Annotated in this window: 10 protein-coding genes; 2 read left to right on the top strand and 8 right to left on the bottom strand. The window is 59.7% G+C overall.

The annotated features are described in order from the left end of the window. Window positions 1-32: 32 nt before the first annotated feature. A complete protein-coding gene (locus AS136_RS04960) occupies window positions 33-2,396 on the bottom strand; it encodes a glycoside hydrolase family 31 protein (protein WP_023322261.1) in 2,364 nt (787 codons plus the stop codon). Window positions 2,397-2,411: 15 nt separating this feature from the next. Further along, window positions 2,412-3,713 carry an MFS transporter gene (locus AS136_RS04965; RefSeq protein ID WP_012968650.1) on the bottom strand — a complete coding sequence of 434 codons (1,302 nt, stop codon included), beginning with the start codon at window positions 3,711-3,713 and terminating at the stop codon, window positions 2,412-2,414. A 298-nt stretch (window positions 3,714-4,011) separates the two neighbouring features. Between AS136_RS04965 and AS136_RS04970 the strand changes: the two genes are divergently transcribed. Further along, window positions 4,012-5,085: a LacI family DNA-binding transcriptional regulator gene (locus AS136_RS04970; RefSeq protein ID WP_016160537.1), complete on the top strand. Its 1,074-nt coding sequence runs from the start codon at window positions 4,012-4,014 to the stop codon at window positions 5,083-5,085. Here AS136_RS04970 and AS136_RS04975 read toward each other — a convergent pair. The 6 genes from AS136_RS04975 to moeA form a co-directional block, all read right to left on the bottom strand. Next, window positions 5,082-6,347 (bottom strand): DUF1479 domain-containing protein, encoded by a 1,266-nt coding sequence (locus AS136_RS04975; RefSeq protein WP_008805790.1) that lies wholly within the window; start codon window positions 6,345-6,347, stop codon window positions 5,082-5,084. The two genes, AS136_RS04970 and AS136_RS04975, sit on opposite strands and share 4 nt — an antisense overlap. Window positions 6,348-6,487: 140 nt before the next feature. Continuing rightward, window positions 6,488-7,303, bottom strand: coding sequence for a Cof-type HAD-IIB family hydrolase (locus tag AS136_RS04980; protein ID WP_008805791.1), 816 nt, complete (start codon window positions 7,301-7,303; stop codon window positions 6,488-6,490). 180 nt (window positions 7,304-7,483) lie between these two features. Further along, a complete protein-coding gene (locus AS136_RS04985) occupies window positions 7,484-9,916 on the bottom strand; it encodes a formate C-acetyltransferase/glycerol dehydratase family glycyl radical enzyme (protein WP_023322262.1) in 2,433 nt (810 codons plus the stop codon). 4 nt (window positions 9,917-9,920) lie between these two features. Beyond that, complete coding sequence (locus AS136_RS04990) at window positions 9,921-10,820, bottom strand: glycyl-radical enzyme activating protein (protein ID WP_008805793.1); 900 nt, start codon at window positions 10,818-10,820, stop codon at window positions 9,921-9,923. Between the two features lie 154 nt (window positions 10,821-10,974). Beyond that, a complete protein-coding gene (gene moeB, locus AS136_RS04995) occupies window positions 10,975-11,730 on the bottom strand; it encodes a molybdopterin-synthase adenylyltransferase MoeB (RefSeq protein WP_023322263.1) in 756 nt (251 codons plus the stop codon). Further along, window positions 11,730-12,965: a molybdopterin molybdotransferase MoeA gene (gene moeA, locus AS136_RS05000; RefSeq protein ID WP_023322264.1), complete on the bottom strand. Its 1,236-nt coding sequence runs from the start codon at window positions 12,963-12,965 to the stop codon at window positions 11,730-11,732. The genes moeB and moeA overlap by 1 nt, the downstream gene beginning before the upstream one ends. Before the next feature lie 235 nt (window positions 12,966-13,200). Here moeA and iaaA point away from each other — a divergent pair, with 235 nt between their 5' ends. Next, window positions 13,201-14,142, top strand: a complete 942-nt coding sequence (gene iaaA / locus AS136_RS05005; protein ID WP_008805796.1) for a beta-aspartyl-peptidase — start codon at window positions 13,201-13,203, stop codon at window positions 14,140-14,142. Window positions 14,143-14,152: the final 10 nt, after the last annotated feature.

The raw sequence follows: 14,152 nt of genomic DNA on the forward strand, positions 1-14,152 counted from the left end.
GGCAAGGCGTAAGCCGCCGCCTGGCATATCGCTTAGCGCCTCCACTCGGTCCCTTCAACGCCATTCACCAGCAGCTTGCGCTTTTCTCCCGCCGGTAATGACAGCTTCAGCGCTTTCCACGCCGGACGGTAGCTGCCGCGAGCGTTGATATTCAGGTTTATGCTGTTGGCGCTGCAGATCATTTCCCACTCCAGCCATAGCGCATCACCTTCTTTATAGCCCCAGCTTTCGCCGTCGTCTTCAAACAGCAGACCGCGGGTTGAGCCGGTACCTTTCAGCGGGAACAACTGCAGTTCGCGACGATCGTCTTTTTGCGCATCGACGTGGCTGATACGTTCACTAAGCGGCAGACCGGCGCCGGCGCGGACCAGCAGCGGCAGTTTTTCCAGCGGCGCGTCCAGCGTCACCCACTGGCCGCCGGCGAACCACTGGTGGCTGTAAAAATCGTACCAGCCGTCCTGATTATCGGGCAGCCACAGCTGGCGTTGACGGGCGCCGGGCTCGACCACGCTGGCCACCAGCAGATCGCGACCCAGCAGGAAGTCATCGCACTCGGCGAAGGTCTGGGTATCGTGCTGGTGATCGAGGAAGGTCGGGCGCAGCATCGGTTCGTCATCGGCATGCGCCTGCCATAACAGGGTGTACAAATAGGGCAGCAGACGGTAGCGCAGCTCGATGGCTGAGCGGATCGCCGGGGTGATTTCCGGGTACATCCAGGCTTCATTGACCGTCTGGTCGTCATTCCACGAATGAATGGTAAAGCGCGGATGCATCACGCCGTTTTGTACCCAGCGCACGAACAGCTCCGGCTCGGGTTTATCGCCGGAGAAACCGCCGACGTCATGGCCGACGTTAAACAAGCCGGAAAGACTCATCCCTAATCCCATACGGGTGTTATAGCGCAGCGTATCCCAGTTGGTGCGGTTGTCGCCGCTCCAGGTCTGTACGTAGCGCTGCATCCCGGCGCAGCCGGAGCGGGAGATCAGATACGGGCGCTTTTGCGGCGCAAAGCGCTGCTGGGCTTCCATGGAGGCGCGCATCATCAGCAACGGCATCACCGGGCGAATATGTTTAATGGCGATTTCGCGGCCAAAGCCGTAGCAGCGCGCCTCGCCGTCCCACACCTCATACTCGTTATTATCGTTCCAGGTCGAATCGATACCCATCTCCAGTAGCTGGGTGGTCACGCCTTCCTGCCACCAGGCCACGGTGTGCGGGTTGGTGAAGTCGAGATGCGACCCTTCATCATCCCAGAAGCTGGAGCGCTCCGGCGCGTCGGTTTGCGAATCGCGAATAAAAAGACCGCGCTCCGCCACTTCGCCATAGCGCGGATGATCCTGCAGCAGGCAGGGTTTGATATTGGCGGCCAGCTTCAGCCCGGCATCATGGAACGACTGGCTCATCACTTTTGGCTGCGGCACCTTGTCGTAGTTCCAGTTAAAGACGTAGCGCTTGCCGTTGATCGAGGTATAGCCGGAAGAGAGCTGGAACGAGTCGCAAGGGATCGCGTGCTGCTCGCACAGGCGGATGAAGTTCATCAGCTGATTTTGCGCATCCGGCGCGTCGGTATAGTGCATCGTGGAGCCGCTGTAGCCGAGGCTCCATTTTGGCCCGAACAAGGTTTTACCGGTCAGGCGGACGAAGGCTTTGGTCACATCCAGCACCTGTTTACCGGTAAACAGGTAATAATCGATATCGCCGGCCTCCGCCTGCCAGCGGCGATAGGCGGTGTGGTAGTTGTCGATTTCATTGCCCAGATCCAGCCAGCAGCTGCTCAGGTTGTCATAGAACAGGCCGTAGCTGATATCGCTGCGCTGGGTGATGGTAAACGGAATATGTTTATACAGCGGGTCGGTGCTGACGGCGTTGTAGCCCATGGCATCGAGGTTACGCATTTCATAGCGTTTGCCGTTACGCTGCAGGTCGCCGGCCTTTTCGCCCAGGCCGTAGAAACGCTCATCTTTGCGGCGGCTCAGATAATGGGCGACGCCGTCGCCGTGAGCGTTTGCCAGATAGGCGCTGGTGGGGCGGTCACTGGCGAGCGTCTGCCACTCGCCGGCGTCGTCGCGATAGCTCCACTCCAGCCATAGCGGCTGGTGGACGGTGACGCGCAGCTGGCGGGTGGCGATGGTCAGCGCGTCATCTTCTTTGGTCATCTGCCAGGCCGGGAGGCTAAAACCGCTGAGGTCATCCCGCGCGCGGCCTTCCCACGGCACATCCTGCTGCGGGGCGATACTCCAGGTGCGATCCAGCGCCAGTTGGCCCTGGCGCTTCAGCAGGACGCGGAATAAATTCTCTTCCAGCACATACAGACACAAAGTGTGCTGACCATCAACGGTCAGTTCAACGTGATGCTCCAGCTGTTGGTGCAAACTCCAGTGTTTCAACGTCTTCATATTTTACATCCACTCTCAGGCGCGCTTGGCGCGACGTTCAGCAATAAATGCCACCAGGAAAACGGCGCCAATGAGGTCAAAGAAACCCATGGCGATAAACAGCGGGTTGAAGCCAATTTTGTCGGCGGTCACCCCGATTAATAATGAGAACAGGAAGCTGGCGATCCACGCCGCGGAGCCGCGCATACCGTTGACCGTCGCCATTTGTCCCTTGTCGAAAGATTCCACCACCAGCGCGCTGAGCATGCAGGAGATGATCTGATGGCCGAAACCACCAATGGAGATCAGGATGATGGTGATATAGGGATCGCGAGTAATGGCGACCAGGGCCAGCGAGATCATCAGAAACGCGCCGGTTACCGAGCTGGCGATAACCGAGTTGACTCGCGTGCAGCCGAACCAGCGAACGTACAGGCGGGTGAGATAGCCGCTGACCACGCTGCCAAGATCGGCGGCGAGGAACGGCAGCCAGGCGAACATCGCGATCTGCTTCAGATCCATGCCGTGCTCTTTCGCCAGGTACAGCGGCACCCAGAAGCTCAGTACCGCCCAGGCAGGCTCGGCCATAAAGGCGGGGATGGCGATCCCATAGAAACGTTTATTCTTCGAGACGGTTTTGAGCGCGGTAAAGAAGGGCTGTTTCACCGGCGGGGCTTCGTTATCCTGCTTGATGTACTCCAGCTCGCTTTTGCTGAGGTTCGGGTGCTTTTCCGGGTTCTGATAGAAAGCCCACCACAGCACCACCCACAGCAGCGCCAGCGCGCCGGTAAACATAAACGCCCCCTGCCAGCCGAAGGAGGCGTGGGCGAAGTAGATAATCGGCGGGGCCAGCATCGCGCCGATAGAGAAGCCGACGCCAGCCCAGCCGGCGGCGATTGGCCGTTCAGATTTCGGGAACCATTCGCCGATGGTTTTGGCGTTCGCCGGCGTGGCGGCCGCCTCGGCGCCGCCCATAAAGAAGCGCAACATAGCCAGGTGCAGCCAGCTGCCAGCCCCGGCGTGGGCGATACAGGCCAGCGCCCACAGGGTAGCGCAGATCATAAACCCGAGCTTCAGGCCGATGACGTCGATAAGCCAGCCACAGAGCGGCTGGAAAATCGTGTAAGCCAGCTGAAACGCGCCGACGATCCAGGAATATTGTTCGGTGGTAATACCGAGCGTCGCTTTCAGTTCCGGGGCGATAATCCCCAGCGAGTTACGTGTGATGTAGTTGACGGTGACGCCGAGTAAAAACAGGACCAGCACCCACCAGCGCAGGTTTTTTACCACCCGGCGCGTTTTACTGACCGCGATATCATTGTTGAGGCCTTGACTCATAGCACACTCCACAAGACGTTGTAGGGGGAAAGTGACGGCCTCTTTCCCTGAGTGGTCACATAGTTTTTTTAACTATTTGAATAGTCTATTTTTTATCTCAACATCATTGGTATAACTAGTATGGGAGATGTTGGACCAATTCAGGCTAAGGGAGAAAAAACGTCGGGCAAAGTGCTATTTATGCAACTTTTTTCATGAAATGACCGAGATCTCAAATTTCGCTCTGTCATTTGCTTACAGGAAGCGCTTTGGCGATTATGAAAATTCTTTCATTTTCCAATTGGAGCTGGATCACAAAATGGATAAAAAGCTGCGCGTCGCCGAAATCGCCGCCCGCACCGGGCTGTCGGCCAGCACCGTTTCGCGCGTCCTGGCCGGAAAGGCGAATACCAGCGATAAGGCGCGCCGGGCGGTGCTGGAGTGCGCCCGCGAGCTGGGGGTCATGCAGGGACTGGCCGCCGGGCGTCTGCTGCTCAATAATCTGCTGGTGTTTGCTCCGCAGCGCGCCTTCGATGAGCGATCGGATATCTTCTACTACCGGGTGATCCAGAGCATCAATAACGCGCTGGCGGCGCATGAAGTGCGCCTGCGCTACTGCGCACTGGACGAGAACGACAGCGACGCCAACCTGTTTCTTGCCCGCATGAACGAAGCGGAGACCCAGGCCGCGGTGCTGCTGGGGATCGACGATCCGCATATTCATGGCCTGGCGGCGGATGTGGGCAAACCCTGCGTATTGATCAACTGTCGGGATGAAGGGATGCGGCTGCCGTCCATTGCCCCCGACCATCGTCTGATTGGCCAGTGCGCCGCCCGCTATCTGTTTGATATGGGCCATCGGGCGGTGATGAACGTGATGTGCCTGCGCCGCTATACCATGGAGCTGCGGCTGGGCGGGATCCAGGAAGCATGGCGCGCGCGCAATCTGCGCTTTACCGCCAGCCGGGATCTCATCAGCGTCGCCAACTTTAGCGCCAGAGAGACGGAAGAGCAGGTAGGGGCCTGGCTTGACGGCTTACAGGGGCGCCCGATGCCTACCGCCTTCCTGGTAGGCGGCGATTTTATGGCCGCCGGCACCGTCAGCGCCCTGCAAAAACGAGGCCTGCGGGTGCCGCAGGATGTTTCGGTAATGAGTATCGACGGGTTTAATCTGGCGGCGATCCAGGAGGTGCCGCTGACCGCGGTGCATGTGCCGCGAGATGAGCTGGGCAGCGAGGCGGTGCATCTCCTGCAGCAGCGCCTGCTGCGCCCGGAGGCGCCGCACGGCTCGCTACTGTTGCACGGCACGCTGGTGGTACGTGATTCGGTACGGCGGATCCGGCCGGGCAAAGGCCATACCGCCGTGGAGCCGCAGGGGCTGTATGACGATTAAACCGGGATACCCAGCGCCCGTTTCCCGTGAATATTCAGATCTTCCAGGGTGAAGCGCCCCTGCCAGCTGGCCTCATAGTCCTCGCGCGGGAAATCCCCCGGCGAGGCCCCTTTTTCCAGAGCAATTTTCACTTTCTGCGCGTAGGCGAGGTTCTTTTCGCACATCGGCGCGGCCGGGATGTACATCACGTTGCCCCAGCCCTGTTGATTTTCCACCGGCGCCACTGAGTGAATAACATCGCAGTGCCACCAGACGGAATCGCCAGCGTTCAGCGCCGGAATCGAGCTTAACGCTTTAATTAAGAGTGGGTGCCATTGCTCAGAGATCGGCAGCACTCTGCCCGGCGCGACGCCGCACAGCTCATCTTCCGGCACATCGTCGAGCAGGGGGCGCAGCAGCACATAAGCCATCGCCTCCGGGATCGGCACCACGTGTAGCAGCCCCTGACCCGGGATCATGTCCGACAGCGCGGTCCAGCCCTGGAAGGTGCGGAACACCGAGCATTTGGTGGTGTTGTCGACGGTGTACTCTTCCACTTCGGTACGGTGCGCGGCGTCCCACGGATCGTAGGCGTCGATATTGCCATTAAAGACGTTGGCGAAAACCTGCTGATAGGCGGGAAGCAGCCAGCGCTCCAGCGCGCCAGAATCGGTATGCGCCCCCAGCCCCTTTGACGTGGTTCCCGGCGGGCGGCGGCGGATACGGTCAGGGTAAATCACGCTGACATCCGGATCGAACCAGCGCTTGCCATTCTGTTCAAAGCGCCACAGGCGATTGAGGAAGGATTGCACCGCCGCCATTTCATCACTCTGTCGCGCCTGCATTTGCGAGGGGGACCAGTAGATCGGATAGATTTCCGGACGCGAAGCCTCCAGCGAACCGAAGAAGCTGTCGCCAGGTCCTTTGTAAACATCATCGAAATGGTTCAGATCGAGGTATTCCAGCATCGCGTTGTCCCAGGCCAGCGCCTGTTCGCGCGGGTAGTGTCCTTTGATCACTGCGCAGCCCCGGCGCTTAATCGCCGCGCGCTGCTCATCGCTCACTTTTCCTTCGGCGATATCGCTGAACGGGATCGTCGGCCAGACCTCCTGGCCTGTGGCTTTCAGGGCATTAATCTCGTCCAGGCGCTCGCTGATACGCGCCGAGAGTTTATCGAACACTGCCTGGACATCGCCAATTTGTGCCCGTAAGGCCTGTTTCATCTGGCGAATTGCCGCTTTGTGGTCGGCAGGTAATGTTTCGTGGGTCGGGAGAGCAGCCATAATAACCTCGCTGTATCTTTCATTTGAAAGTGTTAAATCTTACAAACGTTAATTTAAGTTAAAATGGAGTTAATGCAAGTTTAAAATCTCGCTACGGCGCACAAAATGGAAAAACCGGGGCGCGATGCCCCGGCGAAGGGTCACGCGTTGAAGGGAGCGGTATTATCGAGGACGGCCTGAATGACGTTCAGCGCGCCGTCATGGTTATTATCGTCAGTGGCGTAGCCGGCGATAGCCTTGATGGTGTCGGCGGCGTTACCCATGGCGAAAGCGTATTTCACCAGCTTCAGCATTTCGGCGTCGTTGCCGCTGTCGCCGATGGCCACGCACTGCTGGGGCGAAAGGTTCCAGCGTTTGAGCAGGCGGCTGATGCCGTTGGCTTTATGCAGGCCGGGGATAATCAAATCGACAAAGCCAAAGCCGCTGGTGACCGGCTTCATGATCCCGTCGAGCGACACGTGCAGTTTATCGATCAGCTGTGGGATCTCGCTGTCCGGCAGGTTGAGGGAGAATTTGAACAGCGTGTCGTCGATGCGATGGTAATCGCTTACCCGCTGCAGACGGTGGTAGTGCTTTGACATCAGGTCGACGAAGGCATCCGGAGCTTTATCGCTCACATACGCGCTCTGCAGGCCGCAGGCGACAAAGTTGAGCTGCGGATCTTTGAGCAATTCGCCAATCACCACCTGTGATTCGTGGCGGGTCAGTTCGCCGTGGAACAGCTGCTTGCCATGCTCAAAGACCAGCGCGCCGTTTTCGGCGACGAACGAAATCTGCTCGCGGATCTCCGGGAAGAAGGAGATCAACTGATAGTACTGGTTGCCGCTGGCGACAACAAATTCAATGCCGCGCTGCTGCAGCTGGGCGAATTGCGCCAGAAACCGTGAGCGATCGTAGGTTTTGGCGTCATTGAGAAAAGTTCCGTCCATATCGGTGACGATAACTTTAACGGTCATAAGGGGATGCTCCTGGCTTAACTTCGACCAGTAACATTCTAATTACAATGTGATGGGGAGCACAAATTTATTTCGAATGAAAGTTCACTCAGCGCAGAAAATGCCGGGTGGCAACGTTGCCTTACCCGGCCTGCAGAACAGGGTAGGCCCGCTAAGCATAGCGCCAGCGGGCACGAAGGGTTACAGCGTATGTTCGGTTCGGGCGATGATATCGTCCTGGGTATCCGGCGACAGGGCGGTGAAGAACGCCGAGTATCCGGCGACGCGGACCACTAAATCGCGGTACTGGTCAGGGTGTTTCTTCGCCTCCAGCAGCGTGTCGCGGGACACGATGTTGTACTGGATATGCCAGCCTTTGTGCACCTCGAAGAAGGTGCGCAGCAGCACCATCAGCTTCTGCTTGTCGGACTCATTCTCCAGGGTGGACGGATTCAGCTTCTGGTTAAGCAGCACGCCGCCGAGGATCGCGCCGGTGGGGAGTTTGCCCACCGAACTGATGACCGCTGTCGGCCCCAGATGGTCGGTACCGGAGGCCGGGCTGGCCCCTTCCGCCAGCGGGGTGTGCGCTTTACGGCCATCCGGTGTCGCCATCGTCTGGGCGCCGAACGGAACGTTGGCGGAGATAGACGACGTGCCAGCGTAATAGTTGCCGCCGATTGGGCCGCGGCCATAGCGCGGGTTGTGATACTGCTTCAGCTCGTCGATATAGGTCTGGTAGGCCCGCGCCAGCAACTCGTCGACGCTGTCATCATCGTTACCGTACTTCGGCGCGCCGTTGATCAACCGCTGGCGCAGTTGCTCGTGGGTCAGACCGTCGAAATCTTCCGCCAGCGCCTTCGCCAGTTCCTGCTGGCCGATGGCGCCCTGATCGAAGACCAGTTTTTTCACCGCCGCCAGGCTGTTGCCGAGGTTGGCGATACCCACCTGCAGGCCGGAAACCCAGTCATATTTCGCGCCGCCTTGCTTGATGCTTTTCGCCCGTTCGATACAGTCATCCACCAGCGCCGAACAGAGAATATCGTGGACGTTTTCCTCCAGCATGGTATCGACCACGTACTCAATCTCAATGGATTTACGGGTGTAGTAGCGGATCTGGTTATCCCAGTCTGCCAGCACCTGGTCGAAATTAGCGAAGTTGCCTTTCGACAGGGCATGCTCCTGGGGTAGGAATACCTGACCGCTGGTGGCATCGCGGCCACCTTCCAGCGTCGCCAGCATCACCCGCGCGAAGTTGATAAAGCTCATGCCGGTGCAGCGGTAGCCCCATTTGCCGCCAACCGCGGTTTCGATGCAGCCGATGGCGGCGTAATCGTAGGCGTCCTGCGGCTCGATGCCGAGTTTGATAAATTCCGGGATGACGATTTCGTCGTTATTAAACGCCGGCATGCCGAAGCCGCAGCGGATCACCTGGACGCAGGCGTCGAGGAAGTCGTTGCTCATCCCGGCATGGTAACGCACGCTGAGGTTCGGCTGGGTAGAGCGCAGACGACCACAGGATTCCAGGATGGCATACGACAGCGGGTTGACGGCGTCCTGCGGCTGGCCGTCGACCAGGTTCTGGCCGCCAATGGTGACGTTCTGGTACAGCGGGCTGCCGGCAGAGGCCTTGGAGTGCGAGCCGGAGCGAATTTTGTTGACCTCCAGCAGCTTCAGCCAGCAGCTGTGCAGCAGCTCAATGGCCTGTTCGCGATCCAGCGACTGCTGCAGTTCAACGTCGCGACGGTAGTACGGATAGAGGTACTGGTCCATACGGCCAAAGGAGACCGAGTGGCCATTGGATTCAATCTGCAGGATCAGCTGAATGAAGTAGCACAGCTGCAGCGCCTGCCAGAAGGTTTTCGGCGGCTCATGGGCGATGATGTCGCAGTTTTCGGCTATCGTCAGCAGTTCGTGGCGGCGTGATTCACGGGATTCTGCTGTCGCCATCTCGCGCGCCAGCGCGGCGAAGCGTTTGCTGTGGTCGCTGACCGCTTCCAGAACGATATCAATCGCTTTCAGGAACTGCTCGCCGTGCAGGTCTTCCAGTACCGTCAGGTTAATGCGCGACCGGCGTTCGGCGACCTTGGCGCGCATACCGTCGAGGCCTTTCTCCAGCAGCAGCTGGTAGTTGACCGCCAGGTGAGCGTCACCGGAGGTCATATTGCCTTCCGCCTTAATAATGCCGGTGGCGAGCAGCGCTTTTTGCTCATCGGTAAACATACCGTAGCAGCGGTCCTGTACGGTCTGACCGCGCCACCATGGGCACACTTCATGCAGCACGCGTTTGTTCTCTTCGCTGACCGAGAAGCCGGCGCCGGGGCGGTCGGCAAGATCGTCGATCTCTTTCTCAATCCAGCTGACGGTGTATTCCGGGAAAATCGGCGCGGCGCGCACTTCGCTGGCCTGGTTGCCGACGATCAGTTCGTCGTGCTTGATCCAGATGGTGCGCTCGGCAAGGTGATGTGCCAGCGCCAGGGCGCGACGTACCGGGATTGGCTTATCAAGATGCTGCTGATACATCTCGGTGTAGTGGCGGGCGCGTTCGGTACAGACCGGCGGTTTGACAATATGCACCAGCGCCATTTTATGGGCCTGGATGCGGGCGCTGAGGGTATTGAGTTTGAGAGTCGTCATAAGGTTATCCTCGTAAGATCGCCGTTAGCCCCTTGCTCCGCGCATAATCCTGCGCGAAGGCGAGCAGCTCAGGAGCATCCAGCGGTTTGTCCGGTGCGGTGTAGGGCTGACTGAGTAACTGGTATTTGTTCATTCCCAGCGTGTGGTACGGCAGGAAATGGATCTCGCTGACCTGCAGGCGGTCGGCGGCAAAATCGGTGATCGCGGCAATGTCGGCTTCACTGGCGTTGAATCCCTGGATCAGCGGCACGCGAATAATCATTTTTTTCCCTGCCTGCGCCAGTCGCTGCAGGTTATCCAGCACCCGGCGGGCGCTGCCGTCGGTCCACTGCTGGAAAACGGCCTCGTCGACGTGTTTCAGGTCGGCGAGAAACAGGTCGACAAAGGGTAAAGCCGGTTCAATGTATTTCCACGGCACGTGCAGGCAGGTTTCCACGGCGGTGTGAATACCTGCCTGATGGCTGGCTTCGAAAAGCGCCTGCGCCAGCGTCGGGTTCATAAAGGGTTCGCCGCCGGAAAGGGTGATGCCGCCGCCGCTGCGATCGTAGAACGGTTTATCACGCAGCACCGTCGCCATGATCGCTTCGACGTTTTTCTCCTCGCCGCAGACCGTTAGCGCGGTGGTGGGGCAGCAGTCACGCAGCGCAGTAATATGCTTGTCGTTAACGTTTTGCCGATCAATGATCAAACCATCGAGGGTACGGGTGATAACCTCCGGCGCCGCCTGCTGGCACAGATCGCAGCCGGCCAGGCACAGCCGCGAGTCATACAGCAGATCTTCGCTGCGGGCGCGGCTTTCCGGGTTCTGGCACCAGCGGCAGCCCAGCGAGCAGCCTTTCAGGAAGACGACGGTACGGATCCCTGGGCCGTCATGGGTGGAGTAGCGCTGGATGTTGAAGATCATGGCTTATCCTCTTTTTTGCGTATGAATATAAAAACACTTTCGAATGAAAGTTATATTGACGCAAATCAACAAGCGGGATGGGGCTAAGCTCCTGGGGATAAAAAAACGAGAGAGGTCACAAAACCACCGACGACCCTCGTCGCCGGTGTGGGGGTTAGTGCGAGCCGCATACCTCGCACTGCGGATGACGCATCAGCTTCATTTCACGAAACTGGCAGGTCATGGCGTCGTACATCACGATTTTTCCGCTGGCAGGGGTGCCGTAGCCGGTCAGCAGTTTAATGGCCTCCATCGCCTGCAGTGAACCGATAGTGCCCACCAGCGGGGCCATTACCCCGGCTTCGACGCAGGTGAGGGCATTTTCGCCGAACAGACGGCTCAGGCAGCGGTAGCAGGGTTCGCCATCCTGATACGTGAAGACGCTGATTTGCCCCTCCATGCGGATCGCCGCCCCGGAGACCAGCGGGGTGGTGTGCTGGAAACAGCCGGCGTTGAGCTGGTTACGAATGGCGACGTTGTCGGTGCAGTCCAGCACCAGATCGTGATCGGCAATCTGCCCCGCCAGCGCGGTCTCATCCAGCAAAGCATTGAGCGGGACCAGCCGGACGTACGGGTTAATGCGCGCCAGCGCCTCGCGGGCAGAATCCACCTTGGGTTGGCCGATGGTCGCGTCGCTGTGCAGCGTCTGGCGCTGGAGGTTGGACAGCGAGACGGTGTCGAAATCGAGCAGGGTGAGCTGACCCACGCCGGCCGCCGCCAGATATTGAGCGGTGGCGCAGCCGAGCCCGCCGAGGCCGACCACCAGTACGCGAGCGGCTTTTAGCCGCTCCTGACCGTCGAAATCAAAACCGCGCAAGACGATCTGCCGGTTATAGCGCAGCATCTCCTCGTCGCTCAGCTCAACGGCCATTACAGCCCCCCAAACAGATGATTAAAGGGCTCGACTTCGACCCATTCGCCCGCTTCGACGTGGCCGCGTTCGCGCTCCAGTACGATAAAGCAGTTACCGAGGCTGAATGAGCTGAAAATGTGCGAGCCCTGATGGCCGGTGGTGGTCACCACCAGCTCGCCGTCGGGGTTGCGCTGCAGAATACCGCGCTGGAAGTCGAGACGGCCCGGCGACTTCTTCAGTCGCGTGGCGGCGCGTACCCGCAGGCGGGTTGCCTGAAGCGGGCCGTGCTTGCCCGAGAGTTTCGCCAGCAGCGGCTGCACCAACTGACAGAAGGTGACGGTGGCGGAAACCGGGTTACCCGGCAGGCCGCAGAACCAGCTGCTACTGAGTTTGCCGAAGGCGAAGGGTTTCCCCGGCTTGATCGCCAGTTTCCAGAAGCCGATCTCCCCCAGCTCTTCAAGAATGGTTTTGGTGTAGTCGGCTTCGCCCACCGAGACGCCACCGGAGCTGATGACCACGTCGGCCTGCTGGTCGGCGGCGATAAACGCGTCACGCAGCTTCGCCGGGTCGTCAGGAATAATGCCGAGGTTAATGACCTCGTAGCCCAGCTGCTGCAGCATCAGGTGCACCGCCAGGCGGTTGGTATCGTAAATCTGGCCGTCGCCGAGCTGTTGACCCGGCAGCTGCAGCTCATCGCCGGTTGAGAAGACCGCGACGCGGACCTTGCGCACCACCTCGACCTCGGCAATGCCCAGCGAGGCCAGCACCGGCAGCTCGGCCACCGTCAGGGGCGTCCCCGCCGGGAAGACCACCGCGCCGTGGGCGATATCTTCTCCGCGACGGCGAATGTGCTGCCCGGCTTTCACCGGCGCGGTAAAATGCACGCCGGCGTCGGTCTGTTCGGTCTCTTCCTGCATGACCACCGCGTCGCAGCCCGCAGGCACCGGCGCGCCGGTCATGATGCGAATACAGGTGCCGGTGGGCCAGGCGTCGTTGAAAGGCTGGCCGGCAAAGGCCTTACCGGCGACCGGCAGCGCCGCGCCGTCGCGAAGGTCGTTCAGCCGGACGGCATAGCCATCCATCGCGGCGTTATCAAAGCCGGGCACATCCAGCGGGGAGACGATGTCATGGGCAGTCACACGCGAGAAGGCCTGCAACAGCGGTACAGTTTCCGTCGCGTTCAGCGGCGTAATACGATCGAGCATCTGGGCGAGGGCTGTGTCGAGCGGCATCAGTCCGGCGGTAAAATCCATGGGTCACTCCTGCGGGCAAAACAGCGAAAACGCCTATTATGGCAGAAAAGCGGCGCGGGCTGTATGCCACTTGGGTACGAGGCTTTACATCGCCCGCCGCTCTTTCTATATTCAAAAATTGTATAAGACATTCAGCAATATAATGATATCAATACCCTTATTCCTGACGTGACCAGCGCCGCGCCGCGGTACGACGGGGCAGGGGCGATCCACTTCATCGTTAAGGACTGGCGAAATGGGCAAGGCGGTTATAGCAATTCACGGCGGCGCAGGGGCGATTTCTCGCGCGCAGATGACGCCGGAGCGGGAGCGAGAGTATGTGGCGGCGCTGTCGACTATCGTCGAAAGCGGGCAGAAGATGTTGGCTGCGGGCGCCAGTGCGCTGGATACCGTAACCGAGGCCGTTCGGCTGCTGGAAGAGTGCCCGCTGTTTAACGCCGGGATGGGCGCGGTATTTACCCACGATCAAACCCATGAGCTGGACGCCTGCGTAATGGATGGCTACAGCCTGCAGGCGGGCGCGGTGGCCGGGGTCAAACATTTGCGTAATCCGGTGCTGGCGGCGCGTCTGGTACTGGAGGAGAGCCCGCACGTGCTGCTGATTGGCGAGGGCGCGGAAAATTTCGCCTTCTCCCGGGGGATGGAACGCGTGGAAAACGATCTCTTCTCCACGCCCGAGCGCCTGCTGCAGCTGCAGGAGGCGAAAGCGGGCGGGGAGATTATCCTCGACCACCACGCCGCCCCGCTCGATGAACGCCAGAAAATGGGCACCGTCGGCGCGGTGGCGCTCGACCTGGCTGGCAATTTGGCGGCGGCAACCTCCACCGGCGGCATGACCAACAAATTGCCCGGACGCGTCGGCGACAGCCCGCTGCCGGGCGCGGGATGCTATGCCAACAATGCCAGCGTGGCGGTCTCCTGCACCGGCACCGGCGAAGTCTTTATGCGCACCCTGGCGGCCTACGATATCGCCGCCTTAATGGAGTATGGTCAGTTGAGTCTCTACACCGCCTGCGAGCGGGTGGTGATGGAGAAACTGCCGGCTCTCGGCGGTAGCGGCGGGCTGATTGCCGTCGATCGCGAAGGTAACGTCGTTTTACCGTTTAACAGTGAAGGCATGTACCGCGCCTGGTGCTATGCCGGCGATACGCCGACCATTGGCATTTATCGCGAATAGAAGAAGGGAG

The sequence above is a fragment of the Klebsiella sp. D5A genome (genome assembly GCF_001620885.1).
Taxonomy (GTDB): Bacteria; Pseudomonadota; Gammaproteobacteria; order Enterobacterales; family Enterobacteriaceae; genus Klebsiella; species Klebsiella variicola.